The sequence below is a fragment of the Streptomyces sp. H39-S7 genome (assembly GCF_027158205.1).
Taxonomy (GTDB): Bacteria; Actinomycetota; Actinomycetes; order Streptomycetales; family Streptomycetaceae; genus Actinacidiphila.
Window position 1 is genome coordinate 120,673 of the sequence record NZ_JAPVLU010000013.1, and the last position, 26,432, is coordinate 147,104.

Consider the following 26,432-nt stretch of genomic DNA (forward strand, 5'->3'; position numbering starts at 1 on the left):
CGGGGATAACCTGCGAGACGGACATGCCGCGTACTTCGGTGACCGTGTGCGCCCTCCTTGTGACCGCGTAGTCACGCTTCCCGTATCGGCACGTTCGCGTAGAAAACAAACCGCGATCACCAAGGACGGACGCGCGTGGACCTGTTCGAGTACCAGGCGAGGGATCTCTTCGCCAAGCACGGTGTACCGGTGCTGGCCGGTGAAGTCATCGAGACGCCCGAGGCGGCTCGTGAGGTGACCGAACGTCTGGGTGGCCGCGCGGTCGTCAAGGCGCAGGTCAAGGTCGGTGGCCGAGGCAAGGCCGGCGGCGTGAAGCTGGCCTCCGACCCCGCGGACGCGGTGGCGAAGGCCGACGCGATCCTCGGCATGGACATCAAGGGCCACACGGTCCACAAGGTGATGCTTGCCGAGACCGCGGACATCGCGGAGGAGTACTACGTCTCCTTCCTGCTGGACCGCACCAACCGCACCTTCCTCGCCATGGCGTCCGTGGAGGGCGGCGTGGAGATCGAGATCGTCGCGGAGGAGAACCCCGACGCGCTGGCCAAGATTCCGGTCGACGCCAACGAGGGCTGCACCCCGGAGAAGGCCGCCGAGATCGTCGCCGCGGCCAAGTTCCCGGCCGAGATCGCCGACCAGGTGGCCGACGTTCTGCAGAAGCTGTGGACCGTCTTCATCAAGGAGGACGCCCTCCTCGTCGAGGTCAACCCGCTGATCAAGTCCGGTGACGGCAAGATCATCGCGCTCGACGGCAAGGTCTCGCTGGACGAGAACGCCGAGTTCCGCCAGCCGGACCACGCGGCCCTTGAGGACAAGGACGCCGCCAACCCGCTGGAAGCCGCGGCCAAGGCCAAGAACCTCAACTACGTCAAGCTCGACGGTGAGGTCGGCATCATCGGCAACGGCGCGGGTCTCGTCATGAGCACCCTCGACGTCGTCGCGTACGCCGGTGAGAAGCACGGCGGCGTCAAGCCCGCCAACTTCCTCGACATCGGTGGCGGCGCCTCCGCCGAGGTCATGGCGAACGGCCTGGAGATCATCCTCGGCGACCCGGACGTCAAGTCCGTCTTCGTCAACGTCTTCGGTGGCATCACCGCGTGCGACGAGGTCGCCAACGGCATCGTCCAGGCCCTGGAGCTGCTCAAGTCCAAGGGCGAGGTCGTCAGCAAGCCGCTGGTCGTCCGGCTGGACGGCAACAACGCGGAGCTGGGTCGCAAGATCCTGACCGACGCCAACCACCCGCTCGTGCAGCGCGTGGACACCATGGACGGCGCGGCCGACAAGGCCGCCGAGCTCGCGGCTGCGAAGTAAGGGACAAGGTCACCACACCATGGCTATTTTCCTGACCAAGGAAAGCAAGGTCATCGTCCAGGGGATGACCGGCGCCACGGGCATGAAGCACACCAAGCTCATGCTTGCGGACGGCACCAACATTGTTGGCGGCGTCAACCCGCGCAAGGCCGGCACGAACGTCGAGTTCGACGGCACCGAGGTGCCCGTGTTCGGCTCCGTCGCCGAGGCGATCGAGAAGACCGGTGCCGACGTCACCGTCATCTTCGTGCCGCCGAAGTTCGCGAAGGACGCCGTCGTCGAGGCGATCGACGCCGAGATCCCGCTGGCCGTCGTGATCACCGAGGGCATCACGGTGCACGACTCCGCCTCGTTCTGGGCGCACGCCGGCGCCAAGGGCGGCAAGACCCGCATCATCGGCCCGAACTGCCCCGGTCTCATCACGCCGGGCCAGTCCAACGCCGGCATCATCCCGGGCGACATCACGAAGCCGGGCCGCATCGGCCTGGTCTCGAAGTCCGGCACGCTCACGTACCAGATGATGTACGAGCTGCGTGACCTCGGCTTCTCGTCCGCCGTCGGCATCGGTGGCGACCCGATCATCGGCACCACCCACATCGACGCGCTGGCCGCGTTCGAGGCGGACGCCGACACCGACCTGATCGTCATGATCGGTGAGATCGGTGGCGACGCCGAGGAGCGGGCCGCGGACTACATCAAGGCCCACGTGACGAAGCCGGTCGTCGGCTACGTCGCGGGCTTCACCGCCCCCGAGGGCAAGACCATGGGCCACGCGGGCGCCATCGTCTCCGGTTCGTCGGGCACCGCCCAGGCGAAGAAGGAGGCCCTGGAGGCCGCGGGTGTCCAGGTCGGCAAGACCCCGTCGGAGACGGCTCGCCTGGCGCGCGCCATCCTCGCCGGCTGACGTTCGCCGTCCGACGGCCGCCAGGCCGTCACGTGTGACGACGCGGGCCCGTCCCCTCCGGGGGGCGGGCCCGCGTCTGTTCGTGGCGCGTGGCGCGGCTCGCTCAGGGCAACCGGGCCGGCGCCGGCGCGGGGTGACCCGGCCGGACGGGCTTCGGTACGCCCTGCCGCGGGGCGGCGGTGGGCGACGCGGTCACCTGCGTCGGCCGCGCGTCGTGCGGCAGTTCGCCGACGCGGTCGTACGTGACGACCAGCGCGGCTCCCACCGCCCCGGCGATCACCGCGGTCAGCGCCACCGCGGCCAGCGTCCGGCGGTGCACGTTGCGTTCGCTCGCGTCGCGCATCCGGGCCGCGGGGAGCTCGCGGGGGGCGGCCGGATCCTTCGCCGTCCGGGGGTTCCTGGAGTCCTTGGCGTCCGTGGTGGCCGCGGGATCCGCGGCGCCCTCGGGGTCCGGTGGATCCGTCGGATCCGTGGAGAGGATGTCGTACAGCCGTGCCGGGGCCTGGTCGCCCAGTTCCGGGACGGCCGTGCTCAGCGCGCCCCGCGCCCGGGTGATCCGGCCGGCCATCGTGACCGTGCTCGCCTCGCTCTCGGCGGCGGCCACGGGCAGATCGAGCCCCAACCCGTCGTAGAGCACGACGGCCTGCCGCTGAGCACGCGGCAGCCGCAGCACCGCCTCCCGCAGCGCCCTGTCCCGTTCGGAGCCGAGGGACGCCCGCGCGGCGGCCCGTGGACGCGTCCGGTGCCCCGGCACCCACTGGTGCCACGGCGCGAGGGCGTACTCGTACGCCGTCGCCCGCACCCAGCCGACCGGATCGGGATCCGCCGCGACCTCCGGCCACCGCTGCCACGCGAGGTCGAACGCGCGGCGCACCGCGCGCCAGGCGAAGCCGGGATTCCCGGTGAGCAGCTCCACCTGCCGCACGAGGCCGCTCACACTGTGCGTGTACAGGCTGTCGAACGCGGCCTCGGGCAATGAGGCCACGCTCCGTGCGGTCAGGGTCCGCAGCGTCGTCAGTGTGGTCGGGGCGGTCATGGGCTGTGCTGGTCGCGGCTCCCTCGGGGGCGCCGGGTCGGGGGCGACGAGGGTCGCCGAGGAGCTCTTCCCGGGCGCGGGTTTCGTCGTCCCGGCCCTCTTGGCGGGTGAGGACTTCTTCGCCGCTTTCCGCGGCGTCACGTGCTCGACCTCACGCAGTCGCCTCGACCGCCCATGAACCCCCGACTGCATGATTGTGTGAAAAGACGCATACCGTCATATTGCGCGACACGACGTGTGTTTGCTCGCTACCCCGTCAATTCGGTGTGTTCTTGGCACCATGGGTCGACGTGACCCAAATGACAGACCGTCAACCCGCTCTGCCCGAACGTGCCGCGGACGCCCGCCGCGCATCCGCGGCGGCCGCCGCGTTCAGCGGCGGAGTGGTGGCGGCCGGTCTCGGGCTCGGCGCCCTTGCCGTCGTCGTCATCACCCTGTGGATCACCTCGCCGTTCCCGGACAACGGGCTCGACGGGGCCCTGTGCCTCGCCGCCGACCTGTGGCTGCTGGCCCACGGTGCCGCCCTCGTGCGGACCGACACGCTGTCCGGGGTGCCCGCGCCGATCGGGCTCACACCGCTGCTGCTCACCCTGCTGCCCGCGTGGCTGCTGTACCGGGCCGCGGGGGACGCGGTTGCTCCCGCCGAGGGCGAGGGCGACGGCGAGGACGCGCCCGCCGTGGCGCCTCGGGACGCGGCTGTCGCCGTGGGGTGGCTCGTCACCGGATACCTGGTGATCGGCGTCGGCGTCGTGCTCTACACCTCGTACGGGCAGGTGCGCAGCGATCCGGTCAGCGCCCTGCTCCATCTGCCGGTCGTCGCGGTTCTGGCGGCCGGGGCGGGGGCGTGGTCCGGGTGCGGGCGGCCCGCGGCCGTGCTTCCCCGGATTCCGCGGCTTCCCTGGGCGGTACGCCGTCGGCTCGATGCTTTCGCGCTGCCGCGCCGGCTGTCCCTTCCGGACGGCGGCCCGCTGGTCGCCCTGCGTGCCGCCGCGGCCTCCACCGCCGTGCTCGTCGGGGGCGGGGCGGTGCTCGGCGGGGCGTCGCTCGTGTGGCACGAACGATTGGTCGGACACTCGTTCGCGCAGCTCAGCGCATCGGTGTCGGGGCAGTGCGCGGTGCTGCTGGTCGCTCTCGCGCTGGTGCCGAACATGGCCGTGTGGGGCGCTTCGTACGCGCTCGGGCCGGGGTTCGCGGTCGGCGCGGGGAGCGTGGCCCCCGTCGGACTGGGGACCTACGGGCCCTTCCGGCCCCCCGGGCCCTCACCCGACGTGCTGCCGAACTTCCCGCTGCTGGCCGCGCTCCCGGCGCCCGGCGGGGCGCCGCTTCAGTGGGCGGTGCTTCTGCTGCCCGTGCTGGCCGGGGCCTGTGCCGCGGTGCTCGTGGGCCGCGGCGCCGCGGCCGGTTCCTGGCGTCCCGCCCGGACCGCGCGGGTCGCCGCCCTCGCCGCGGTCGGGTGCGGGGCCGCCACCGGGCTTCTCGCCGCCTGGTCGGCCGGCCCGATGGGCTCGGGCGCACTCGCCGACTTCGGGCCGGCGTGGTGGGCGGCGGGGGCCGCGGCGCTGGGGTGGACGGCTCTTGTGGGGGTGGCGGGGGCGGTGGGGGTGCGGTGGTGGCACGTGCGGATTCCGGCCGAGCCGGTGTCCTGGCGGGAACGCTGGGAGAAGGTACGGCGTGTCTTCCGGTGGCGGTGGGGTCGGCCGCGGTGGCGGTGGCCGTGGCGGTGGTTCCGGTCGAAGCCGGAGGCCGCGCCGGTGCCGGTGGTTCCGCCGTCGGTGGACTGACGGGCCGGGGGCCGGGTCCGCGTGGCGGCCCGGCCCCTTCGCGTCCTATCCGTCGTTCCCCATGAACGTGCGCAGCGGCTTCGGGAGCAGGTCGATGCAGGCCTCGCTCGACGGAGTCGTCAGCGCGTCCCGCTTGCACGTGACGTAGTCGTCGTAGACGAACTGGAAGGCGAAGGTGGCGGCGACGATCGCCAGGGTCACCGCGCTCGTGATGATGCCGCTCCAGGCCGCCGCCGCGAAGGAGCGCCGGGAGGCGGGGGCGGAAGGGGCGGGGCGGTTGGCGCCGGACTCGGCGAGGGCCGCTGCCGCTTCGGCGCGGGCCGCGGCGCGGTCCTCCGGCTTCATGCGCAGGGCGCTGATGCCCCAGTAGAGGGCGAGGGCGCCCAGCAGGAGGGCGATCTCGGTCCAGCGGAAGAGGGAGAAGATCAGCCCCCAGCCACCGCAGACCAGCGCGTAGCGGGAGCGGCGCTGGGCGGGGTCGGTCGGGTCGAAGCGCGGGCCGCTGGGCGGCGGCGGGCTGTCGGGGCCGCTGGGGCGGTTGCCGAAGCCGTCCTGGCGGCCGGGCTGGTGGTTGCTCCACTGGCCGCCCCAGCCCGGCGGCGGCGGGGGCGGCGGGGTGTCCTCGCCGTCCTCGGACGTGCCTTCGGGCCGCCGCGGCTGCCAGGGCTGTTCGGGGGCGCCTTCGGGCGGCGGGGCGAACGGGTTGTCCTGCTGTTCGCCCTCGGGCGCACGCAGCGCGATGGTGATCTGTCCGCTGCTCATGGTTGGTTGCGCCATCCCCTTGCCGTCGACTCCTCATGTCGTTTGCGTCACGCGCCGGGCGCGCGATAGCCGTTCCTGCGGAAGACGCTACCTTCCGCGCGCTCCCCCGTCCCGTGGGGGGACCTTCGCGTGCCGGTATCGTTGCTGACGGTCGGCGGCCTCGTAGGGTTCCCTGAATCCTGGGAAGCCGATTGCTCGTACGATCCTCCAAATCCGCACGGTCTCGAGAGAGAGCCCCGCCAGTGGCTGCGCACACCCCGGCTCGTCTAGTCGTCCTCGTCTCCGGTTCGGGGACGAACCTGCAGGCGCTGCTCGATGTCATCGCGAGCGATCCCGCTTACGGGGCGCGGATCGTCGCGGTCGGTGCGGACCGGGACGGGATCGCGGGTCTGGAGCGCGCGGAGCGGGCCGGGCTGCCGGTTTTCGTGGTCAGGGTGAAGGACTACGCCGACCGGGCGGGATGGGACCTCGCGCTCGCGGAGGCGACGGCGGAGCACCGGCCGGACCTGGTGGTCTCGGCCGGCTTCATGAAGATCGTGGGGAAGGAGTTCCTCGCGCGGTTCGGGGGACGGTTCGTCAATACGCATCCCGCGCTGCTGCCGAGCTTCCCGGGCGCCCACGGCGTCAGGGACGCGCTCGCGTACGGCGCGAAGGTGACGGGCTGCACCGTGCACTTCGTCGACGACGGCGTCGATACCGGCCCGATCATCGCCCAGGGGGTGGTGGCCATCGGGCCGGATGACACGGAGGACGCGCTCCATGAGCGCATCAAGGAAGTCGAGCGAGGGCTGCTCGTCGACGTCGTGGGGCGGCTGGCTCGCGACGGGTATCGCATTGAGGGACGAAAGGTAACGATTCCGGCATGAGCGCCGAAGGTACGAAGCGGCCGATCCGCCGCGCGCTGGTGAGTGTGTACGACAAGACCGGGCTGGAGGAGCTGGCGCGCGGACTGCACGAGGCGGGCGTCGAGCTGGTCTCGACCGGTTCGACCGCCGCGCGCATCGCCGCCGCCGGGGTGCCCGTCACGCCGGTCCAGGACGTCACCGGCTTCCCGGAGTGCCTGGACGGCCGGGTCAAGACCCTGCACCCCAAGCTGCACGCCGGGATCCTCGCGGACCTGCGTCTCGAGGACCACCAGCGGCAACTGGCCGAACTCGGCATCGAGCCGTTCGAACTGGTGGTCGTGAACCTGTACCCGTTCAAGGAGACGGTCGCCTCGGGCGCGTCGCCCGACGAGTGCGTGGAGCAGATCGACATCGGCGGCCCGTCGATGGTCCGCGCCGCCGCCAAGAACCACCCCTCGGTCGCGGTCCTCACCAGCCCCGGGCAGTACGCGGACCTGCTCGCGGCCGTCAAGGACGGCGGGTTCGACCTCGCGCAGCGCAAGCGGCTCGCCGCCGAGGCGTTCCAGCACACCGCCTCGTACGACCTGGCGGTGGCGACCTGGTTCGCCGAGGGGTACGCGGCGGACGAGAGCCCCTTCCCGGACTTCACGGGCGTTTCACTGACCCGGCAGCACGTGCTGCGCTACGGAGAGAACCCGCACCAGGCCGCCGCGCTCTACAGCGACGGCAGCGGCAGGGGTCTGGCGGGCGCCGAGCAGCTGCACGGCAAGGAGATGTCGTACAACAACTACACGGACACCGAGGCGGCGCGCCGGGCCGCGTTCGACCACGCCGAGCCGTGTGTCGCGATCATCAAGCACGCCAACCCGTGCGGGATCGCGGTCGGCGCCGATGTCGCGGAGGCGCACCGCAAGGCGCACGCCTGCGACCCGCTGTCGGCGTTCGGCGGGGTGATCGCGGTCAACCGCCCGGTGAGCGTGGAGCTCGCCGAGCAGGTGGCGGAGATCTTCACCGAGGTCATCGTGGCGCCCGCGTACGAGGACGGCGCCGTCGAGGTGCTGGCCCGCAAGAAGAACATCCGGGTGCTGCGCTGCGCGGACGCGCCGAGCGGTACCGGCGAACTCCGGCCCATCGAGGGCGGGGCGCTGGTCCAGGTCAAGGACCTGCTGCAGGCCCAGGGCGACGAGCCGGCCGACTGGACGCTGGCGACCGGCGAGCCGCTGGACGCCGACGAGCTGGCGGACCTGGCCTTCGCCTGGCGCGCCTGCCGCGCCGTGAAGTCCAACGCGATCCTGCTCGCCAAGGGCGGCGCCAGCGTCGGCGTCGGCATGGGGCAGGTCAACCGGGTGGACTCGGCGAAGCTCGCCGTGGAGCGGGCGGGCGAGGAGCGGGCGCGGGGTTCGTACGCGGCCTCCGACGCCTTCTTCCCCTTCCCCGACGGGCTGGAGATCCTGCTGGCGGCGGGCGTCAAGGCCGTGGTCCAGCCGGGCGGTTCGGTCCGTGACGAGCTGGTCGTCGAGGCGGCGAAGAAGGCCGGCGTGACGATGTACCTCACCGGGACCCGGCACTTCTTCCACTGACCCGGAGCCGAACGCGGCCCGCACCCCCGACGGGGTGCGGGCCGCTGCCGCTTTACGGGCGCTTCACCACGACGGTGTGCATGATCTTGTCGGCGAAGGTCTGGTTCTTCTCGTCCCACAGCGGCCACAGGTAGCCGATGTAGCAGGCCATCCCGTCGAGGGCGTGGCACAGCCGGCGGACGAACGCCATCCCGAAGCCCAGCACCTGGCCGTCGGCCTCGCGCAGCAGGTGGATGCCGGCGATCTTCTTGCCGGGGGTCTGGCCCGTGGAGCCCTCCCGGTAGCAGAGCCACAGGGTGCCCGCGAGGCTCAGCAGGCCGCCGATGGCGATCAGGGCGAGGGAGCTGCCCGGCATGGGAGGGACGGGGCAGGTGTCGGTGTTGGCCGCGTCGCACGCCTCGACGGCGTCGACGAACACCTTGAGGAACTTGACGTAGCCGACGATGAGCAGGACGGTCGGCACCAGGCCGACGATCAGGAAGTCCAGGAGCGTCGCGCCGAGGCGCGCGCCCCAACTCGCCAGGGGCGGCATTCCCGGCGGCAGCCCGCCCTGCGGGTACCCGTACTGGCCCTGGTTCTGCTGCGGAAAGGCCGGCGGCTGCTGCGGGTAGCCGTACCCCTGCGGGGGCTGGTGCGGCTGCTGCTGCTGGTCATAAGGGTTGTTGGGGCCGGGCGGATAGCTCACGTGCGGTTTCCTCCGAGCGGGGACGTGGAGCGTGGGGACGCAGGGGCACATCGTCCTGGTCGCGGTGGCGGCAGCGCAAGGCGCGCGGTGGCGGCGGAACGGTCACGGCGTCGGCGCGCCTCATGGCGCGGCCCCGGACGCGGGCCGATGGCGATCGGCGCCCCGGATTCGTCGGTGGGACCCCCCATCCGGAAAGATGGGGGCCATGACCGCCCAGATTCTCGATGGCAAGGCCACCGCAGCCGCGATCAAGTCCGATCTCACGTCCCGCGTGGCGTCGCTCAAGGCCCGGGGCATCGTGCCCGGCCTCGGCACCCTGCTGGTCGGGGAGGATCCGGGCAGCAAGTGGTACGTCGCGGGCAAGCACCGCGACTGTGCGCAGGTCGGCATCGGCTCGATCCAGCGCGAACTGCCCGACACCGCGACCCAGGAGGAGATCGAGGCAGTCGTCCGGGAGCTGAACGCGAACCCGGAGTGCACCGGCTACATCGTCCAGCTCCCGCTGCCCAAGGGCATCGACACCAACCGGGTCCTGGAGCTGATGGACCCGGACAAGGACGCCGACGGCCTGCACCCGATGAGCCTGGGCCGCCTCGTGCTCAACGAGACCGGCCCGCTGCCCTGCACCCCGAACGGCATCATCCAGCTGCTGCGCCACCACAAGGTGGAGCTCAACGGCGCGCACGTGGTCGTCGTCGGTCGCGGCATCACCGTGGGCCGCTCGATCGGCCTGCTGCTGACCCGCCGCAGCGAGAACGCCACCGTGACGCTGTGCCACACCGGCACCCGCGACCTCGGCGCGCTGCTGCGCCAGGCGGACGTCATCGTGGCGGCGGCCGGCGTGGCGCACCTGGTCAAGCCGGAGGACGTCAAGCCCGGCGCGGCCGTGCTGGACGTCGGCGTCAGCCGTGACGGCGAGGGCAAGATCGTCGGCGATGTCGACCCGGGCGTGGCCGACGTCGCCGCCTGGATCTCCCCGAACCCCGGCGGGGTCGGCCCGATGACCCGCGCGCTGCTGCTGGCCAACGTCGTCGAGGCCGCCGAGCGTGCCGCCGCTGCTGGCCATGCCGGCTGAGCCGGAGCCCGACGAGGCGGCGGGTGGGGCGGCCACCGGCCGCCAGCACCGCTACGCCCTGTGGACGCGTACGACCGCCCGCCCCGAGGGCGGCGGCCGCGCGGCGGGCCGGGACGCTTCGGCCCCGGCCCGGCAGTGGCCGATCCTGGTGGTGCTCGGCGGGGTCGCCCTCGGCCTGGTGCTGACCGCGGCCGACCACTTCCGGGCGGGCGCGGTGCTCGTCGGGGCGGCGCTGCTCGTGGGCGCGGCGATGCGGTTCACGCTGCCGTCGGTCGGGATGCTGGCCGTGCGCAGCCGGTTCACCGACGTCATCACGTATCTGGTGCTCGGTACCGCCATCGTGCTGCTGGCGCTGATGGCGCAGCCGGACCCGATCCTGGACGTCCCGTTCCTGGAGGACATCATCCGCTTCTCGGTGCGCTGACCTGGCGGCCGTCCGCCGGCCGCCCCGGATCCGGGGCGGCGGTGACCGGGGCCACACGGTGGCGGGTCATCTGTCGCGCCGCGGCGCGATAGCCTGGCGGCGGGTCTCTTGATGCCGAGAGACCCACGTTCCGGGGCTAGGGACGCTGCCGGGGCGGCCAGATTTCCCGCAGGAAAAGGCCAGGAGAAGGCAATGACTCGCACCCCCGTCAACGTCACCGTCACCGGAGCGGCGGGCCAGATCGGCTACGCGCTGCTCTTCCGCATCGCGTCGGGCCATCTGCTCGGCTCGGACGTGCCGGTGAACCTCCGCCTCCTGGAGATCCCGCAGGGTCTCAAGGCCGCTGAGGGCACCGCCATGGAGCTCGACGACTGCGCGTTCCCGCTGCTGCGCGGCATCGAGATCACCGACGACCCGAACGCCGCCTTCGCCGGTGCGAACGTCGCCCTGCTCGTCGGCGCCCGTCCGCGCACCGCCGGTATGGAGCGCGGTGACCTGCTCTCCGCCAACGGCGGCATCTTCAAGCCGCAGGGCAAGGCGATCAACGACAACGCCGCGGACGACATCAAGGTCCTCGTCGTCGGCAACCCGGCCAACACCAACGCGCTCATCGCGCAGGCCGCGGCCCCGGACGTACCGGCCGAGCGCTTCACCGCGATGACCCGCCTGGACCACAACCGGGCGCTGTCGCAGCTGGCGAAGAAGACCGGCACCACGGTCTCCGACATCAAGCGCCTGACGATCTGGGGCAACCACTCGGCGACCCAGTACCCGGACATCTTCCACGCCGAGGTCGCCGGCAAGAACGCCGCCGAGGTCGTCAACGACGAGCAGTGGCTCGCCGACACCTTCATCCCGACCGTCGCCAAGCGCGGCGCCGCGATCATCGAGGCCCGTGGCGCCTCCTCGGCCGCCTCGGCCGCGAACGCCGCGATCGACCACGTGCACACCTGGGTCAACGGCACCGCGGCCGGCGACTGGACCTCGATGGGCATCGTCTCCGACGGTTCCTACGGCGTTCCGGCCGGTCTGATCTCGTCCTTCCCGGTCACCACCAAGGGCGGCGCCTTCGAGATCGTCCAGGGCCTGGAGATCAACGAGTTCTCCCGCGCCCGCATCGACGCTTCCGTGAAGGAGCTCGAGGAGGAGCGCGACGCGGTGCGCGCCCTCGGCCTCATCTGAGACCCGCGCCCCCCGCACGGCACGACGGCCCGTCGCCGGTCCCCGCAAGGGATCGGCGGCGGGTTGTTGCATTGCACAGGAATATGGCGCGGGAAGCGTTCGGGGGGCGCGCGAGTCGTTTATCCTGGGAACTCCGGATTACGTTCAACTCGTGCTGTTCACGCATGAGTTCGACGATCGGGGGACGTATGTCCGTTCCGGTGCACCGTGACTCGCGCACGGAGGCCACCCGCTTGCTGTGCGCGGGTGTCTATCTCGACGCCGAATTCCGCGGCCAGGTCATCGAGCAGCTGGTCCAGCACGAGGAACGGCCGATCGCGCCGTCGCTGGGCGTCGACGCCGTCCCGGTCCTGGCGTACGCGCTGCGCGCCCGCAGCCAGGAAGTACAGACGTCGCTGCTGCTGCTCTTCGTCTGGGCGGTGTTCCTCGCCGTCGACCTGACCGCCGGCGGCCCGGTGCCGGGCGTGCCGATGGTGTGGTCGCTGAGCTACGCGGTGCTCTGCATGGCGCTGTGGTCGTCGCGGGCCGCCTCCGGCCGGGGCACCGCGGTCTACACCCTGGACCGCGCCACCTTGCGCAGGACCATGCTGGGGCGCCGCGGACGGCTCACCAAGCTGCTGCCCCTCGGGCCCCGGCTGCTGCTGGCGGTCTACTGGATCGCCGCCCTGGTGGTCTTCTTCTTCTTCGGCGCGGCCGACTGGCCCGCGGTGGTCTTCCCGTTGCTGCTCGTGGTGCCGATCTGGATGCACCGCGCCCACGTCTCGGGCGTGATGCGCAACGAGCTCGCCCGGCCGCGGTTCGCCGTCCTGCCCCGGGCCCAACTGTCCAGCGGGTACGCCTACCGGCGCATCGAGGCCGCCATAGAGCGCGAACAGCACGCCGGGCTCACGATCTACGACCCCTTCCGGCCCTTCATCGGCGCCGGGACCCCGTACGAGCCCTGGTCGTTCGCGCTGGAACTGAAGCGGCGCAAGACGGCGGCTCCGGGCGAGGCCCAGCTCACCAGCCGCGCGGTCATCGAGCTGATCCGGCCCCGGCTGGAGGCGCTGCGCCAGTCGGCGGCCGAGACCAGCAGGGACCGGCTCAAGGACCTGGAGATCGAGGAGTTCGTCTACCTGCCGGTCGGGGTGCCGCGCGGCGAGGTCTCCTACGACCGGAACACCGTCATGCAGCACCTGGCCGACTCGGTCGACGAGGGCGGCGAGGCCCGGCGCCACTTCCTGCGGATCCGGGTGGGCGCGTGGGATGAGCAGGTCGTGGTCTCCGTGCTGGTCCGGGTGCACACGCAGGGCGGGATGCTCGTGCTGGAGGTCGTGCCGCACATCCTGAGCCCGATCCGCCCGGAGTACCGGGCGGTCGACGTGATCGCGGGACGCGGCTCCGAGGACGTGTTCCGCGACGGCGTGCGCGCCCTGCTGGCCGGTCCGACCGCCGGCTTCGCCGCCGCGGTCTCCAGCATCCGAACGCTCCTGACCGTGTTCAGGACCTGGCTGGCCGACCCGCAGCGCGCGCTGCCGGACGGGCCCGCGACCTCGGTGCGGGAGATGGGCAGTTCGCGGGAGATCTCGCTCTTCCAGGAGATGGACATCAGCCGCTACGTGAAGACGATCCAGGACCGGATCGCGAGCGGGGTGCGGGACGCGCTGAGCAGCCAGGGGTACGAGACGGACAGCTTCGAGCAGCAGATCGTGCAGGTCGCGGAGGGCGGCTTCTACATCGGCTCGATGAGCGGTGGCGCGGTCGCCGCCGGCAGCGGGGCACAGGCACGGCACACCACAGGGGGAGACCAGAAATGACGAAGGACCGGGGCGGGCACGGGGCCACCGACGAGGACGACGAGTCACCGCGGACGGAGCGGAACGCCGCGCCGGACGCGGGCGGCGGGATATCGATCGGGCGGATGTCGGGCGGGGCGGCGGCCAGCGGCTACCAGGCCTCGGCCGAGGACCGCTCCGAGCGGATCGGCACACCACCGCCGGACGACGGTCCCGTGGCCGTGCCGACCGTGGCGCCGCCCGGCGCGGGCGGGATCAGCGTCGGGACGATGTCGGGCGGCGCGGTCGCGGCGGGGCGGGATTCCCGTGCGGTTGACGCGTCACATCAGTTGATCTCCGCGTCCCCCGAACTGATGACGGCCGTCAGGCTGCTGCGCGCGCAACTGCCGCTGCTGGCGCGGACGGAGGGCGACCGCCTCGACGAGGTCGAGGGGGAGCTCGCGGGCGTCTCGGGCGAACTCGACAGGACCGGACGGGCCGAGCGCGGCCGCCTGGAGCGGCTGCGGGCGCTGCTGGTCGGCGGCAGTACCGCGGCCGGCGGACTGGCCTCGGCCCTCGCCGTCGTCCAGGCCATCGCCCAACTGCTCGGATGAGGGGGCGACATGAGCCATTGGGACGCTGACCGGCAGCAATGGGTGCGGGGCCCCCAGAGCGGGCAGCCACCGCAGGAACCGTACGAGCCCCCCGGGTACCCGTCGGGGGAGCCCTACGAGCCCCCGGTGTATCCACCACCGCCGGCCCACCAGCCGACGACGAACGAGGTGACGCACGACGCGACCCGGTACGAACCGTCCTACGGACCCGCGTTCGGCCCGCCACCGGGCCCGCCGCCGGGTCTGCCACCCGAACGGCCGCGGGGCTGGTCGCGCGCGGCCGTGCTGACGGCCGTCGTCGCGTCCGTGGTGCTGGCGGCCGGGCTCGGATTCGGCGGCTGGGCGCTGCTGCGCCACGACAAGGGCAACGGCACCGTCACCACGTCGAGTTCGTCGCCCTCCGAGCAGTCCTCGACCGACAGCACCACCGACACGGCCACGTCGACGCCGTCGGCCGGCGACTCGACGTCCGACAGCCCGAGCAGCTCGGACAGCCCGAGCAGCGACGGGCAGAGCACGGCGCCGTCCGGCTACGTCCGGACGTCCGACCCGGCCGGCTTCACCCTGGACGTTCCGCAGAGCATGCAGCAGCGCAGCACGGAGGGCGACAGCGTCTTCTACAAGACGGTGGACGGCGCCAGCCTGATCCAGGTGTTCGCGCTGCGGGGCCCCGAGACGACGCCGTACGAGTCCCTGGAGGCGACGGAGGCGACGGTGTCGAAGAACCCCGGCTACCAGCGGATCCGCCTGCAGCAGCTCGGTTCGGGAGCCGGTGACCCGGCCGAACTCGAATACCGCTACCTCCGCACCGACGGCACCGTCCGGCACGTCGTCGTCCAGGCCTTCACCGACCCCAGCGCCGTCCAGTACGCGCTGCTGGTGGCGGGCCCGGACGGCAACTGGGGCGCGCACCAGGAGGTCTTCCGCAACCTGCTGTCGTCGTTCTGCACCACCGGCCACTGCCGCAGCGGCTGATCAGCGGGAGGGGCCCGGCTCCGCCAGCAGCGCGCACAGCGCGTCGAGGGCGCCGGTGAAGGCGTGCTCCGGTGGGGAGCCGAAGCCGACGACCAGGGCGCCGGGGCCGTCCGCCGGGCCGTTGTAGGCCTCGAGCCCCGCCAGTGCGAGGCCCGCACGGTTCGCGCGGGCGACGAGGTCGCCCATCGCGGGCGAGCCGGGCGGCAGTTCGAGCACGGCGTGCAGCCCGGCCGCGATGCCCGACACCCGCACGCGGGGGGCGTGCGCGGCGAGCGCCGCGACCAGCCGGTCGCGGCGCCTGCGGTAGTGCAGCCGCATCCGCCGAACGTGGCGGTCGTAGGCGCCCGAGCGGATCAGCTCGGCGAGCGTGAGCTGGTCCATGACGGGGGAGTGACGGTCGGCGGACCGCTTCTCCTCCACCACCGCGTCGAGGAGCGCCGGCGGCAGGACGAGCCAGGCGAGCCGTATGCCGGGCGCCAGGCTCTTGCTGGCGGTCCCGGCGTAGACGACCTGGCCGGGGGCGAGCCCCTGCAGCGCGCCGACCGGCTGGCGGTCGTAGCGGAACTCGCCGTCGTAGTCGTCCTCGATGACGGTCCCGCCGGTGGCGCGCGCCCACTCGACCACGGCCGTGGGGCGCGGGGCGCCGCTCGGACGAGAGCGGCGCGCCGGTCGGGAACTGGTGCGCGGGCGTGAGCAGTACCGCGTCCGCCGCGGGGCGGTGGGGCGGCCCCAGCCCGTCGAGCCGGGCGCCGTCGCCGTCCACGGGCAGCTCGACGGTGGTGAGGCCCGCCGTGCGCAGGATCCGGCGGGTGTCGGGGAAGCCGAGCGCCTCGACGCCGATACGGCGCGCGCCGCGGGCGCGCAGCGCGCGGGCCAGCAGCCCGGTCCCCTGCACGAACCCCGAGCAGACCAGCATCAGCCCGGGATCGGCCCGTACCCCGCGCACCCGCGCCAGGTACGCGGCGAGCGCCTCCCGCAGCTCGGGGCGCCCGCGCGGGTCCGAGTAGCCGAAGGCGTCGTTGGGGGCGGCGGCCATGGCGCGGCGGGCCGCCGCGAGCCAGGCGGCCCGGGGGAACGCCGACAGGTCGGAGGTGCCGGGCCGCAGGTCGTAGGCGTAGCCGTCGGCGGCCGGATTCCCCAGCAGCAGCCCCGTCCGCTCGGGTGCGGCCCGGCGGCGGGACGGGCGGGGCGGCGCCGGACTGCCCGCCACCTGGGTGCCGGAGCCCTGCCGGGCGGCCAGCCAGCCCTCCGCGACCAGCTGGCCGTACGCGTCGGCGACGGTGTTGCGGGCCAGCCCCAGATCCTTGGCCAGAGCCCGCGACGACGGCAGCCGGGTGCCCGCCGCGAGCCGCCCGTCCCGTACCGCGCCCCGCAGCGCCCGCTCCAGACCGACCCGCGCGCCGGCGCCCGCGGCCAGGTCCAGATGGAGGTCGACACCGGAAGTGGCCCAGTCGTTCATCTCTCAAGTGGACCATACGGCGGGGCCACTGTCCGCCTAGCGTGGGGGCATGACGACGACCGACCAGACCCCCGTTCCCGCTCCCGCCCAGCGCATCGACCTGATGAAGGTCGCGCCCGACGTCTACGAGGCGATCGTGGCACTGAACAAGGCCGCCGCCCACGGTCTCGACCCGATGGTGGCCGAGCTGGTCAAGATCCGCGCCTCCCAGCTCAACAGCTGCGCCTTCTGCCTGGACATGCACGCGCGCGACGCGCGGAAGCTCGGCCTGTCCGAGCAGAAGCTCTACGGCGTCGGGGTCTGGCGCGAGACGCCCTTCTTCACCGCCCGCGAGCGCGCGGCCCTGGCCCTCGCCGAGTCCGCCACCCGCCTCGGTGAACACGGCGTCCCGGACGATGTCTTCGACGAGGCCGCCCGCCAGTTCGGCGAGAACGAGCTGGCCCGGCTGATCGCCATGATCATCACCATCAACGCGTGGAACCGCGTGGGCGTCACCTGCCGTCTCTCGCCTGCCGCGCGCTGAGCACCCACCGGCGGACGCTCGCGCGCTCGCCGTACCGCGCGCGGCAGGCGTCCGGGCACGCCCGGGCGTGGATCGCGCCTGACCTACGCGGCGCGGCCGTCCTCCGGCGGCGCGCCGCCCTCGCCGAAGCGGGCCAGCGCCAGCGCGCCGAGGACCGCCAGGGCGAAGCCGGCGATGGCCAGCGGTGCCAGGCCCGGCCGGGTGCGGTCGCCGAGCGCGACCACCCCGACCAGGGCCGGCCCGACGGTCTCGCCGATCACCATCCCGGCGGTGGCGGCGGTCACCGAGCCGCGCTGCAGGGCCGAGGTCAGCAGCAGGAAGGCGGCGCCGCCGCCGACGAGCAGCGCGTAGGCCGCCGGATTGGCGAGCACGGCGCTCGGCGACAGGTCGTCGACCAGTCGCACCGCGACCTCGACGACCCCGAACCCGATCCCCGCGCCGAACCCCAGCGCGGCGGCCCGCGCCCGGTCCGGCAGCCGCCCGGCGAGCACGCCGAGCCCGAGCACCGCGAACGCGGTGGCCAGCACGGCCCACCGCAGCGCGGTGCTCCCGACCCCGTCGCCCTCCCGCCCGGACGCGAGCCCCAGCATCCCCAGCCCGCCGCACACGGCGGCCACCGCGCCCCACTCGGCGCCTCCCAGCCGCACGCCGAGCATCCGCGAGGCGGCGACCGCCGTGACGGCCAGACTCGCCGCCAGCGCGGCGCCGACGGCGTAGATCGGCAGCACCCGCAGCGCCACGAGTTCGAGCGCGAACCCCGCCGCGTCGAGCCCCAGCCCCACCAGGTACCGCCACTCCCGCAGCGCCCGCGCCAGCAGCCGGGCATCCACCCCGGACCCGCTCCCCGGCGTGGCAGCCCGGGCCGCCACCGCCTGAAACACCGAAGCCTACGACCATCCGCCGACCCTAGATCCACCGACGGCGACAGGACGTGAGGGGGACGGGTCCGCAGGGGTGGGGTTTCGAAACCCCACCCCCGGCCCCACCACCGGCCGGTCAGGCGCCGAGCACCGCTCGCAGCTGCTCCAGCCCCCAGTCCAGGTCCTCCTTCGAGATCACCAGCGGCGGCGCCAGCCGAATCGTGGACCCATGGGTGTCCTTCACCAGGACCCGCCGGTCCATCAGCCGCTCCGACACCTCGCGCCCCGTCCCGTGCCCCGCCGCGATGTCGATCCCGGCCCACAGGCCGCGCCCGCGCACGGCGTCGACGGGGCCCGTACCGGTGAGGAGGCCGAGTTCGTGGTGCAGGTGGTCGCCGAGTTCGGCGGCGCGCTGCTGGTACTCGCCGGTGCGCAGCATCGCGATGACCTCCAGCGCGACGGCGCAGGCCAGCGGGTTCCCCCCGAAGGTGGACCCGTGCTCGCCGGGCCGGTGGACGCCGAGCACCGCGGCCGAGGAGACCACCGCCGAGACCGGCACCACCCCGCCCCCCAGCGCCTTCCCGAGGACGTACATGTCCGGCACGACGTCCTCGTGCTCGCACGCGAACGTGCGGCCCGTCCGTCCGAGCCCCGACTGGATCTCGTCGGCGATGAACAGGACGTCCCGCTCGCGGGTGAGCGCCCGCACGCCCGCCAGGTAGCCCGGCGGCGGCACCAGCACCCCAGCCTCGCCCTGGATCGGCTCCAGCAGGACCGCGACGGTGTGCTCGTCGACGGCCGCCTCCAGTGCGGCGAGGTCGCCGTACGGAACGATCTCGAACCCGGGCGTGTAGGGCCCGAAGTCGGCCCGCGCCTCGGGGTCCGTGGAGAAGCTGACGATCGTGGTGGTGCGCCCGTGGAAGTTGTTCTCGGCGACGATGATCTTCGCGAGGCCGTCCGGGACGCCCTTGACCCGGTACCCCCACTTGCGGGCGGTCTTGACGGCCGTCTCGACCGCCTCGGCGCCGGTGTTCATCGGCAGCACCATCTCCATGCCGCACAGCTCGGAGAGCTGCGTACAGAAGTCGGCGAACCGGTCGTGGTGGAAGGCGCGCGAGGTCAGCGTCACCCGTTCGAGCTGTGCTCTGGCGGCGTCGAGCAGGCGCCGGTTGCCGTGGCCGAAGTTGAGGGCCGAGTAGCCGGCCAGCATGTCCAGGTACCGGCGGCCCTCGATGTCCGTCATCCACGCGCCTTCCGCGGTGGCGACGACCACCGGCAGCGGGTGGTAGTTGTGGGCGCTGTGGGCCTCTGCGGCGGCGATGCTGGTGTCCGTGGTCGTCACGTACGTGCTCCGTTCGTGGTGCGTCGGGAGTTGTTGCCTCGGGCGGGGTGACGCCCCTTTCTATCGTCGGTCGGGTGCGGGGCGATGAAACCTTGCGGCATACGCTGTTCCGGCCGCGCGGCCGGAACAGGGCCGGGGAGGGGGATGATCGGGGCCGGGGGACCTGAGAGAATGACGGCATGGCCACTGACCGCCCGCCCGTCACCCAACACCACCCTCAGCCGAGGGGCTTCTCCCCGCCCCTCACACCGCGGGCGCTCTCCGGTATCCAGCCCACCGCAGGCTCCTTCCACCTCGGGAACTACCTGGGTGCGATCCGCCAGTACGTGGCGCTCCAGGAGACCCACGACGCCTTCTACATGGTCGTGGACCTGCACGCCATCACGGTGCCGCAGGACCCCGCGGAACTGCGGTCCAACACCCGCCTCGCGGCGGCGCAGCTGCTGGCGGCGGGCCTGGACCCGGACCGCTGCACGCTCTTCATCCAGAGCCACGTGCCGGAGCACGCGCAGCTCGGCTGGGTGATGAACTGCCTGACCGGCTTCGGCGAGGCCGGCCGGATGACGCAGTTCAAGGACAAGTCGGCGAAGCAGGGGTCGGACCGGGCGACCGTCGGCCTGTTCACGTACCCGATCCTCCAGGTCGCGGACATCCTGCTGTACCAGGCGAACGCCGTGCCGGTCGGTGAGGACCAGCGCCAGCACGTCGAGCTGACCCGCGACCTCGCGGAGCGCTTCAACGGACGGTACGGCCGGACCTTCACCGTCCCGGCGCCGCACATCGTCAAGGAGACCGGGAAGATCTACGACCTTCAGGACCCGACGGCGAAGATGAGCAAGTCGGCGTCGTCGCCGAAGGGCCTGATCAACCTCCTCGACGAGCCGAAGGTCTCGGCGAAGAAGTTCAGGAGCGCGGTCACCGACACGGGCACCGTGGTGTGCTTCGACGAGAAGGAGAAGCCGGGCGTCAGCAACCTCCTCACCATTTACTCCACGCTCACCGGTACCGGAATTCCGGAACTGGAGCAGCAGTACGCGGGCAGGGGCTACGGTGCGCTGAAGACGGATCTGGCTGAGCTGTTTGTGGAGTGGGTCACACCGTTCCGGGAGCGCACGCAGGAATACCTGGGCGATCCCGAGACGTTGGACGCTGTCCTGGCCAAGGGTGCGGAGAAGGCGCGCGCCGTGGCCGCCGAGACGCTGGCCAGCGCATATGACCATATTGGTTTCCTGCCCGCCAAGCACTGAAACGTGCCGGAGCACCGGCGCAGCGCCCCACCGGTGAGGACCGGCCGGGGCGTCACCAGAGTCCTAGGTCCCGCCCGAGTGTGTCCGATGACGCTCGCGGGGCGAGCCGCGCACGCGTCACACTGAGAGCAGACCGAACAGCGCCCGCGAGGCGCCCGTGATCAGGGGAAGAGGGGTGAACGCAGTGGGGACGAGCACGATCGGAGTCTCGATCGCGGTCCCGGAGCCCTACGGCCGCCTGCTCCAGGAGGCGCGCGCGGGCTTCGGTGACCCGGCGGCCTACGCCATCCCCACGCACGTCACGCTGCTGCCGCCGACCGAGATCGACTCCGCCGGCCTCCCCGCGCTCCGCCGCCACCTCGCGAAGGTCGCGTCGGCCGGCCGGCCGTTCCTGATGCGGCTGGACGGCACGGACACCTTCCGCCCGCTCTCCCCGGTGGTCTACGTGCACCTGGCCGAGGGCACCGCCGAGTGCACGGAACTGCAGGCCGACGTGCGCTCCGGCCCGGTCGTGCGCGAGCTGCAGTTCCCGTACCACCCGCATGTGACCGTCGCCCACGGCATCGCCGACGAGGCGATGGACCGGGCCTACGCGGCGCTCGCCGACTTCACGGCGAGCTGGACGGCCACCGGGTTCGCCCTCTACGAGCAGGGCGGGGACGGGGTGTGGCGCAAGATGCGCGAATATCCGTTCGGCGTCGACACCTGCGGTGTCCTGCCGCAGCAGCAGGGCTCCCGCGCCACCACGACGCCCCGCTGATCGCTCTCAGACCGGCAGTCTCCTGAAGAGCGCGCGCGGCACGTGCCGCAGCGCCGACATGACGAAGCGCAGCGCGCCGGGCACCCACACCATCTCCGCGTGGCGCCGCAGGCCCGTCTCGATGGCCTCGGCGACCGCCTCGGGGGTGGTGGCCAGCGGCGCCTCCGGCAGCCCCGCCGTCATCTTCGTGCGGACGAAGCCGGGCCTGACGACCATCACGTGCACGCCCGAGCCGTGCAGCGAGTCGCCGAGGCCCTGCGCGAACGCGTCCAGGCCGGCCTTGCTCGACCCGTAGATGAAGTTGCCGCGCCGGGCCCGTTCGCCGGCCACCGACGACAGCACGACCAGCGAGCCGTGCCCCTGCCGCCGCAGCGCGTTCGCGCACACCAGGGACGCGGAGACCGCCCCGGTGTAGTTGACCTGCGCGACCTGGACGGCTGAGAGCGGCTCCCGCTCGTCGCGGGCCTGGTCGCCGAGCACGCCGAAGGCGACCAGCACCATGTCGATGTCGCCCTCGGCGCCGCGTTCCGGGGAATGACCTCCGTACCCCCAGAAAAGCTTGCCGAGCACCTCCTCGTGGGACCCGGTGTCCAGCGCGTCGAAGGACACCGCGTGCGCGTCCGCGCCGAGCGACCGCAGGTGCTCGGCGGCGGCGTCGAGTGCGGGGGAGGGGCGGCCCGCCAGGTAGACGGTCCGGGTGCGGCGGGCGATGAGGCGGCGGGCGGTGGCGAGCGCGATCTCGGAGGTGCCGCCGAGGATCAGCAGGGACTGCGGGGCGCCGAAGGCGTCTTTCACGTGGCGGAACTCCTAGGGGGAACGGATGGGCGGAGTCTCAGAGGGCGAGGCGGCGGGCGAGGTCCGAGGTGAAGACCCCGCGGGGGTCGAGGTCGGCGCGCAGCTGCCGGAAGGCGTCGAGCCGCGGGTACATGCCGGGCAGCAGTTCGGGGCGCAGCCGGGAGTCCTTGGCGAGGTAGACGCGGCCGTCGGCGGCGGCGACCTCGTCGTCCAGGACGTCCAGGAAGCCGGCCAGGCCCGGCAGGGCCGCGGGGATGTCGAGGGCGAGGGTCCAGCCGGCCTTCGGGAAGGAGAGCCACCCCGGGTCGGCCTCGCCGAAGCGTTTGAGGACGGCGAGGAACGACGGGACGCCGCGGCGGCTGATCCGGCTCACGATGCGGCGCAGCGCGTCCTCCCGCCCCTCGCCGACGACGAACTGGTACTGGACGAAGCCGCTGCGCCCGTAGATCCGGTTCCAGTCCGGCACTCCGTCGAGCGGGTGGAAGAACGTCGAGATCTTCTGCAGCTCGCCGCGCCGTTCGCGGGGAGCCTTGTGGTACCAGAGGGCGTTGAACAGCCCGACGCTGCCGCGCCCGAGCAGCCCTTCCGGTACGAAGCCGGGGGCGCCCGGCAGCCGACCCGGCCGGAAGTCGAGCGGTGCGCGGCGGGCGCGGGGCGGCAGGGCGTCGAGGGGGGCGTGGTCGCCGCGGGTCAGGACGGCCCGGCCGGTCCTCGCACCGCGGGCGAGCAGGTCGATCCAGGCGACCGAGTAGCGGTAGCGGTGGTCGTCGGCGGTGAGCCGGGCCATCAGGTCGTCCAGATCGGTGGCCCGTTCGGTGTCGACGCTCATCAGCGAGGTCTCCACGGGCAGCAGTTGGATCGTCGCGGCGAGCACGATGCCGGTCAGGCCCATGCCGCCGGCCGTCGCCCAGAACAGCTCCGGTTCGTCCTCGGGGGTGACGAGGCGGGTGCCGCCGTCCGCCGTCAGCAGCTCGATGGCGCGTACGTGACGGGTGAACGACCCGGACAGGTGGTGGTTCTTGCCGTGGATGTCCGTGCCGATGGCCCCGCCGACCGTGACGTACCGGGTCCCGGGGCTGACGGGCACGAACCAGCCGAGCGGCAGCAGGATCTGCATCAGCCGGTGCAGGCTCACCCCGGCGTCGCAGACCACCAGGCCGTTGACGGCGTCGATCTCGTGGATCCGGTCCAGGCCCGTCATGTCGAGGACGGCGCCGCCGGCGTTCTGCGCCGCGTCGCCGTAGGCCCGGCCGAGCCCGCGGGCGATGGCGCCGCGGCCCCCGCAGTCCCGGATCGCCTCGGCCGCCTCCTCGTAGGTGCGGGGTCGGAGAACGTGCGCGGTGGTGGGCGCGGTGCGGCCCCAGCCGGAGACGGGGGTGGTCAGGGCGGAGGGTGCGGGCATAAGTGTGACGCTATCGCCCGGAAGGTGGTTATTGCCCCTATATGCCAGGTCTCTCACTGGAACGGGTGAGTGAGGGTGAGTCAGGGGACGATAAAGGGCATATTACCGCATTAGCCCTTTTGTTCTGGAGGGGGCGACCCACGAACGAGGGAGAACCCGCAGGTGCGAACTTCGGACTCCGCAACGTCGCGTGCGTCGGACCTGGACCGCCGGCTGCTCACCGCGCTGCGCCGGTGCGGCGACGGACCACCGGTCGCCCGCGCCGCGCGGGCCCTGTCCTGGAGCGGCGAGCACGCGGCGCTCTGGCTCGCCGCCGGGCTCGCCGGCGCCTCCCTGGACCGGCCGCGCCGACGCGCCTGGCTGCGGGCCACGGTCCTGGTCGGCGCCGCGCACGTCGCGAGCATGGGCGTCAAGCGGGTCGTCCGCCGGCCCCGCCCGCAGCTGCCGGGCGCGCGGCCCCTGGTGGGCACCACCGGCCGGCACAGCTTCCCCAGCTCCCACGCGGCGTCGTCGGCGGCCGCGGCGGTCGCCTTCGGCGCGCTGCTGCCGGGCCCGCTCAGCCTGTTCGGCCCCTTCCCGCTGGCCATCGGCGTGTGCGCGTCGCGGCTGGTCGCGGGCGTGCACTACCCGAGCGATGTCGCCGCGGGCGCCGCGCTGGGCGCCGCCACGGCCCGGCTGGGCCAGGCCTGGTCCCTGCGGGGCGGAGGACTCCATGGCTGAGCCCACCTCGGCGGTGTTCGACGACGTACCCCGGCCGTCCGTCCCCGCCGCCGGGACGCTCCGCACCCTGGCGGCCCTGCCCGGCGGCCTGATCCGGACGGCCCGGCCGCGGCAGTGGGTCAAGAACGGCCTGGTGCTCGCCGCGCCGGTCGCCGCCGGCCGGCTGCTGTCCCGGCACGGACTGGTCCAGCTCGGCATCGTGTTCGTGCTCTTCACCGCCTGCGCGTCCGCCGTCTACCTGATCAACGACGCACGCGACGCCGAGGCCGACCGGGCCCATCCCGTCAAGTGCGCCCGCCCCGTCGCCAGCGGCCGGCTCCCGGTCTCCGTCGCCTACGCGGCGGGCGGCCTGCTCGGCGTCCTCGCGCCGGTGGCCGCGTACGTGCTGTGCAACGCGGCGACCGCCGGGCTGCTCGCCGCGTACCTCGTCATGCAGCTCGCGTACTGCCTGCGGCTCAAGCACGTCCTCGTCGTGGACCTCGTCGTCGTCACCACCGGCTTCCTCATGCGCGCCATGGCCGGCGGCTTCGCCCTCGACATCGACCTGTCCCGCTGGTTCCTGATCACCTCGGGGTTCGGCGCGCTCTTCATGGTCGCCGCCAAGCGCTACTCCGAACTGATCCTGATGTCGGGCACCGACGGCGAGGCCGGCGCCTCGCGCTCCCTGCTGACGGCGTACACCACCGGCTACCTGCGTTTCGTCTGGCAGCTCGCGGCAGGGGTCGCGGTCCTCGCGTACGGCATGTGGGCGATGGAGACCGGGGGCGCCGCCGCCGGCTCGCTGCCCTGGCGGCAGCTGTCGATGATCCCGTTCATCCTGTCCGTGCTCCGCTACGCCGTCTTCGCCGACGCGGGCGCGGCCGGCGCGCCGGAGGACGTGGTGCTGCGCGACCGCCCGATGCTCGTCATCGCCCTGGGCTGGGCGGCGCTCTACGCCCTCGCGGTCGCCGAGCTGTGACGTACGGGCCGCGGCGCGGGGTGCCGTCCACCCTGCGCTCGGAGATCCTCGGGTTCGCGCTGGCCGGCGCCGCCGCCTACGCCGTCGACCTCGGCCTCTTCGTCTGGCTGCGCGGACCGGGCGGCTTCGGGCCGCTCACCGCCAAGGCGCTGTCCTTCCTCGCCGGTTGCACGGTCGCCTACGCCGGCAACGCGCTGGGCACCTACCGCGCCCGCCCGCCGGCCGCCGGCCGCGCCCGCCAGTACGCCGTCTTCTTCGCGTTCAACGTCGCGGGCGCGGTCGTCCAGCTCCTGTGCCTCGCCCTGTCGCATTACGCGCTCGGGCTCACCACCCCGCGCGCGGACGTGGTCTCGGGCGCCGGCATCGGCATGGCACTGGCCACCGCGCTGCGCTTCTGGGGGACGAGGACCTTCGTCTTCGGACGGCCGGAACCGGTCGCGCCGTCGCCCGGGGAATGCGCACGCTGACGGAGGGTAGGCGCGTGGACATGGAGTGGATCACATGGAGTGGCTGACGAAACTGCGGTGGATCGGCCCGTGGATCTCCCGGCTGATGCGCACCCACGCCTGGCGTTCCTTCGAGCACCTCCAGGAGGTGCACTGGAGCCGGCTGGCCGCGGCCGTCACCTTCACCAGTTTCCTCGCCCTCTTCCCGCTGATCACCGTCGCCGCGGCGATCGGCGCCGCCCTGCTCTCCGACCAGCAGCTCCAGGACATCCAGAAGAAGGTCTCCGAGCAGGTCCCCGGCATCGCCGACCAGCTCAACATCGACGGCCTGGTCGCCAACGCGGGCACCGTCGGCCTCATCGCCGGCGCGCTGCTCCTCTTCACCGGCTTCGGCTGGGTCGCCTCGCTCCGCGACTGCCTGCGCGCGGTCTGGGAGAAGGACGACGAGGACGAGAACCCGTTCAAGAGCCGGCTCCGGGACGCCGGGATCCTCTTCGGCCTGGGCGCCGCCGCCATCGTCTCGCTCGCCTCCTCCGCGTTCGCCACCGCGGCCGTCGGCTGGGCCACCGACCACCTCGGCTTCGAGGACAGCACGGCCGGCCGGTTCTTCCTCACCGCCGCCGGCTTCTGCATCGCCGTCGTCGCGGACTTCGTGCTGCTGGTCGTCCTGCTCACCCTGCTGCCCGGCGTCGAACCCCCGCGCCGCCGGGTCGTCGTCGCGGGCCTCGTCGGCGCCGTCGGCTTCGAGATCCTGAAGCTGGTCCTCAGCAGCTACCTGCAGAACGTCGCGGCGAAGAGCATGTACGGCGCCTTCGGCGTCCCCGTCGCCCTGCTCCTCTGGTTCAACTTCATGGCCAAACTCCTCCTCTTCTGCGCCGCGTGGACAGCGGTCCCGTCGAAGGACGCCCCCACGACCACCCCGGCAGCGGAATCGGCCACGAACGGGAACCCCACCGAGGACCACCCCGAAACGCTCCGTCCCGCCTGACCCG

The 26,432-nt window shown here is 72.9% G+C and carries 25 protein-coding genes and 1 pseudogene; 18 read left to right on the forward strand and 8 right to left on the reverse strand.

What is annotated here, in order from left to right; all coding sequences use genetic code 11:
- Positions 1-135: 135 nt before the first annotated feature.
- Together sucC and sucD are read left to right on the forward strand one after the other, a co-directional pair.
- A complete protein-coding gene (gene sucC / locus O3X23_RS14940) occupies positions 136-1,311 on the forward strand; it encodes an ADP-forming succinate--CoA ligase subunit beta (protein WP_138352981.1) in 1,176 nt (391 codons plus the stop codon).
- Between the two features lie 19 nt (positions 1,312-1,330).
- The gene (gene sucD, locus O3X23_RS14945) at positions 1,331-2,215 is read left to right on the forward strand and encodes a succinate--CoA ligase subunit alpha (RefSeq protein WP_269271845.1); all 885 of its coding nucleotides are present in this window, start codon (positions 1,331-1,333) and stop codon (positions 2,213-2,215) included.
- 103 nt (positions 2,216-2,318) lie between these two features.
- On the opposite strand, the gene O3X23_RS14950 is transcribed toward sucD, so the two are convergent.
- Positions 2,319-3,392, reverse strand: a complete 1,074-nt coding sequence (locus O3X23_RS14950; protein WP_269271846.1) for a sigma factor-like helix-turn-helix DNA-binding protein — start codon at positions 3,390-3,392, stop codon at positions 2,319-2,321.
- Positions 3,393-3,550: 158 nt separating this feature from the next.
- Between O3X23_RS14950 and O3X23_RS14955 the strand changes: the two genes are divergently transcribed.
- Entirely contained in the window at positions 3,551-5,032 is a 1,482-nt protein-coding gene (locus tag O3X23_RS14955; RefSeq protein ID WP_269271909.1) for a cell division protein PerM, read from the forward strand.
- A 45-nt stretch (positions 5,033-5,077) separates the two neighbouring features.
- Here the strand turns inward: O3X23_RS14955 and O3X23_RS14960 are convergent, their stop codons facing one another.
- Complete coding sequence (locus O3X23_RS14960; protein WP_269271847.1) at positions 5,078-5,809, reverse strand: hypothetical protein; 732 nt, start codon at positions 5,807-5,809, stop codon at positions 5,078-5,080.
- A gap of 227 nt (positions 5,810-6,036) precedes the next feature.
- On the opposite strand from O3X23_RS14960, the gene purN reads away from it, so the two are divergent.
- Entirely contained in the window at positions 6,037-6,660 is a 624-nt protein-coding gene (purN, locus tag O3X23_RS14965) for a phosphoribosylglycinamide formyltransferase (RefSeq protein ID WP_269271848.1), read from the forward strand.
- A complete protein-coding gene (purH, locus tag O3X23_RS14970; RefSeq protein ID WP_269271849.1) occupies positions 6,657-8,219 on the forward strand; it encodes a bifunctional phosphoribosylaminoimidazolecarboxamide formyltransferase/IMP cyclohydrolase in 1,563 nt (520 codons plus the stop codon). Before purN ends, purH begins: the two co-directional genes overlap by 4 nt.
- A gap of 52 nt (positions 8,220-8,271) precedes the next feature.
- Here purH and O3X23_RS14975 read toward each other — a convergent pair whose 3' ends face one another.
- Positions 8,272-8,904, reverse strand: a complete 633-nt coding sequence (locus tag O3X23_RS14975) for an RDD family protein (protein ID WP_269271850.1) — start codon at positions 8,902-8,904, stop codon at positions 8,272-8,274.
- Positions 8,905-9,109: 205 nt separating this feature from the next.
- On the opposite strand from O3X23_RS14975, the gene O3X23_RS14980 reads away from it, so the two are divergent.
- From O3X23_RS14980 to O3X23_RS15005, 6 genes are all read left to right on the forward strand, one after another.
- The gene (locus tag O3X23_RS14980) at positions 9,110-9,979 is read left to right on the forward strand and encodes a bifunctional methylenetetrahydrofolate dehydrogenase/methenyltetrahydrofolate cyclohydrolase (protein ID WP_269271851.1); all 870 of its coding nucleotides are present in this window, start codon (positions 9,110-9,112) and stop codon (positions 9,977-9,979) included.
- Entirely contained in the window at positions 9,969-10,403 is a 435-nt protein-coding gene (locus O3X23_RS14985) for a DUF3017 domain-containing protein (protein ID WP_269271852.1), read from the forward strand. The genes O3X23_RS14980 and O3X23_RS14985 overlap by 11 nt, the downstream gene beginning before the upstream one ends.
- 192 nt (positions 10,404-10,595) lie before the next feature.
- Positions 10,596-11,585, forward strand: coding sequence for a malate dehydrogenase (locus O3X23_RS14990; RefSeq protein WP_269271853.1), 990 nt, complete (start codon positions 10,596-10,598; stop codon positions 11,583-11,585).
- 164 nt (positions 11,586-11,749) lie between these two features.
- Complete coding sequence (locus O3X23_RS14995; protein WP_269271854.1) at positions 11,750-13,381, forward strand: hypothetical protein; 1,632 nt, start codon at positions 11,750-11,752, stop codon at positions 13,379-13,381.
- Positions 13,378-13,953, forward strand: coding sequence for a hypothetical protein (locus tag O3X23_RS15000; protein WP_269271855.1), 576 nt, complete (start codon positions 13,378-13,380; stop codon positions 13,951-13,953). The genes O3X23_RS14995 and O3X23_RS15000 overlap by 4 nt, the downstream gene beginning before the upstream one ends.
- Before the next feature lie 126 nt (positions 13,954-14,079).
- Entirely contained in the window at positions 14,080-14,928 is an 849-nt protein-coding gene (locus O3X23_RS15005) for a hypothetical protein (RefSeq protein ID WP_269271856.1), read from the forward strand.
- On the opposite strand, the pseudogene pdxR reads toward O3X23_RS15005, so the two are convergent.
- A pseudogene (gene pdxR, locus O3X23_RS15010) lies at positions 14,929-16,387 on the reverse strand (MocR-like pyridoxine biosynthesis transcription factor PdxR).
- A 49-nt stretch (positions 16,388-16,436) separates the two neighbouring features.
- On the opposite strand from pdxR, the gene O3X23_RS15015 reads away from it, so the two are divergent.
- Entirely contained in the window at positions 16,437-16,910 is a 474-nt protein-coding gene (locus O3X23_RS15015; RefSeq protein WP_269271857.1) for a carboxymuconolactone decarboxylase family protein, read from the forward strand.
- An 83-nt stretch (positions 16,911-16,993) separates the two neighbouring features.
- On the opposite strand, the gene O3X23_RS15020 is transcribed toward O3X23_RS15015, so the two are convergent.
- Positions 16,994-17,740, reverse strand: coding sequence for a hypothetical protein (locus tag O3X23_RS15020; RefSeq protein WP_269271858.1), 747 nt, complete (start codon positions 17,738-17,740; stop codon positions 16,994-16,996).
- A 166-nt stretch (positions 17,741-17,906) separates the two neighbouring features.
- The gene (gene rocD / locus O3X23_RS15025) at positions 17,907-19,112 is read right to left on the reverse strand and encodes an ornithine--oxo-acid transaminase (RefSeq protein ID WP_269271859.1); all 1,206 of its coding nucleotides are present in this window, start codon (positions 19,110-19,112) and stop codon (positions 17,907-17,909) included.
- A 179-nt stretch (positions 19,113-19,291) separates the two neighbouring features.
- On the opposite strand from rocD, the gene trpS reads away from it, so the two are divergent.
- Together trpS and O3X23_RS15035 are read left to right on the forward strand one after the other, a co-directional pair.
- A complete protein-coding gene (gene trpS, locus O3X23_RS15030; protein WP_269271860.1) occupies positions 19,292-20,359 on the forward strand; it encodes a tryptophan--tRNA ligase in 1,068 nt (355 codons plus the stop codon).
- A 184-nt stretch (positions 20,360-20,543) separates the two neighbouring features.
- Complete coding sequence (locus tag O3X23_RS15035) at positions 20,544-21,119, forward strand: 2'-5' RNA ligase family protein (RefSeq protein ID WP_269271861.1); 576 nt, start codon at positions 20,544-20,546, stop codon at positions 21,117-21,119.
- 6 nt (positions 21,120-21,125) lie between these two features.
- Here the strand turns inward: O3X23_RS15035 and O3X23_RS15040 are convergent, their stop codons facing one another.
- Together O3X23_RS15040 and O3X23_RS15045 are read right to left on the reverse strand one after the other, a co-directional pair.
- Entirely contained in the window at positions 21,126-21,914 is a 789-nt protein-coding gene (locus O3X23_RS15040; RefSeq protein WP_269271862.1) for a decaprenylphospho-beta-D-erythro-pentofuranosid-2-ulose 2-reductase, read from the reverse strand.
- Positions 21,915-21,951: 37 nt separating this feature from the next.
- A complete protein-coding gene (locus O3X23_RS15045; protein ID WP_269271863.1) occupies positions 21,952-23,316 on the reverse strand; it encodes an FAD-binding oxidoreductase in 1,365 nt (454 codons plus the stop codon).
- A 162-nt stretch (positions 23,317-23,478) separates the two neighbouring features.
- Here O3X23_RS15045 and O3X23_RS15050 point away from each other — a divergent pair, with 162 nt between their 5' ends.
- Genes O3X23_RS15050 through O3X23_RS15065 form a run of 4 tightly spaced genes read left to right on the forward strand, consistent with a single transcriptional unit; the run spans position 23,479 to position 26,428 of the window.
- Positions 23,479-24,036, forward strand: coding sequence for a phosphatase PAP2 family protein (locus tag O3X23_RS15050; protein ID WP_269271864.1), 558 nt, complete (start codon positions 23,479-23,481; stop codon positions 24,034-24,036).
- A complete protein-coding gene (locus tag O3X23_RS15055) occupies positions 24,029-24,994 on the forward strand; it encodes a decaprenyl-phosphate phosphoribosyltransferase (protein ID WP_269271865.1) in 966 nt (321 codons plus the stop codon). Before O3X23_RS15050 ends, O3X23_RS15055 begins: the two co-directional genes overlap by 8 nt.
- Entirely contained in the window at positions 24,991-25,461 is a 471-nt protein-coding gene (locus O3X23_RS15060) for a GtrA family protein (RefSeq protein ID WP_269271866.1), read from the forward strand. The genes O3X23_RS15055 and O3X23_RS15060 overlap by 4 nt, the downstream gene beginning before the upstream one ends.
- A gap of 34 nt (positions 25,462-25,495) precedes the next feature.
- Positions 25,496-26,428: a YihY/virulence factor BrkB family protein gene (locus O3X23_RS15065; protein ID WP_269271867.1), complete on the forward strand. Its 933-nt coding sequence runs from the start codon at positions 25,496-25,498 to the stop codon at positions 26,426-26,428.
- Positions 26,429-26,432: the final 4 nt, after the last annotated feature.

Excerpts from the sequence above, each read along its gene's own strand:
- sucD (WP_269271845.1), top strand. The coding sequence starts at position 1,331 with ATGGCTATTTTCCTGACCAAGGAAAGCAAGGTCATCGTCCAGGGGATG.
- O3X23_RS14955 (WP_269271909.1), top strand. The coding sequence starts at position 3,551 with ATGACAGACCGTCAACCCGCTCTGCCCGAACGTGCCGCGGACGCCCGC.
- O3X23_RS14960 (WP_269271847.1), bottom strand. The coding sequence starts at position 5,809 with ATGGCGCAACCAACCATGAGCAGCGGACAGATCACCATCGCGCTGCGT.
- purH (WP_269271849.1), top strand. The coding sequence starts at position 6,657 with ATGAGCGCCGAAGGTACGAAGCGGCCGATCCGCCGCGCGCTGGTGAGT.
- O3X23_RS14980 (WP_269271851.1), top strand. The coding sequence starts at position 9,110 with ATGACCGCCCAGATTCTCGATGGCAAGGCCACCGCAGCCGCGATCAAG.
- O3X23_RS14985 (WP_269271852.1), top strand. The coding sequence starts at position 9,969 with ATGCCGGCTGAGCCGGAGCCCGACGAGGCGGCGGGTGGGGCGGCCACC.
- O3X23_RS14990 (WP_269271853.1), top strand. The coding sequence starts at position 10,596 with ATGACTCGCACCCCCGTCAACGTCACCGTCACCGGAGCGGCGGGCCAG.
- O3X23_RS14995 (WP_269271854.1), top strand. The coding sequence starts at position 11,750 with ATGAGTTCGACGATCGGGGGACGTATGTCCGTTCCGGTGCACCGTGAC.
- O3X23_RS15000 (WP_269271855.1), top strand. The coding sequence starts at position 13,378 with ATGACGAAGGACCGGGGCGGGCACGGGGCCACCGACGAGGACGACGAG.
- O3X23_RS15015 (WP_269271857.1), top strand. The coding sequence starts at position 16,437 with ATGACGACGACCGACCAGACCCCCGTTCCCGCTCCCGCCCAGCGCATC.
- trpS (WP_269271860.1), top strand. The coding sequence starts at position 19,292 with ATGGCCACTGACCGCCCGCCCGTCACCCAACACCACCCTCAGCCGAGG.
- O3X23_RS15045 (WP_269271863.1), bottom strand. The coding sequence starts at position 23,316 with ATGCCCGCACCCTCCGCCCTGACCACCCCCGTCTCCGGCTGGGGCCGC.
- O3X23_RS15055 (WP_269271865.1), top strand. The coding sequence starts at position 24,029 with ATGGCTGAGCCCACCTCGGCGGTGTTCGACGACGTACCCCGGCCGTCC.
- O3X23_RS15065 (WP_269271867.1), top strand. The coding sequence starts at position 25,496 with ATGGAGTGGCTGACGAAACTGCGGTGGATCGGCCCGTGGATCTCCCGG.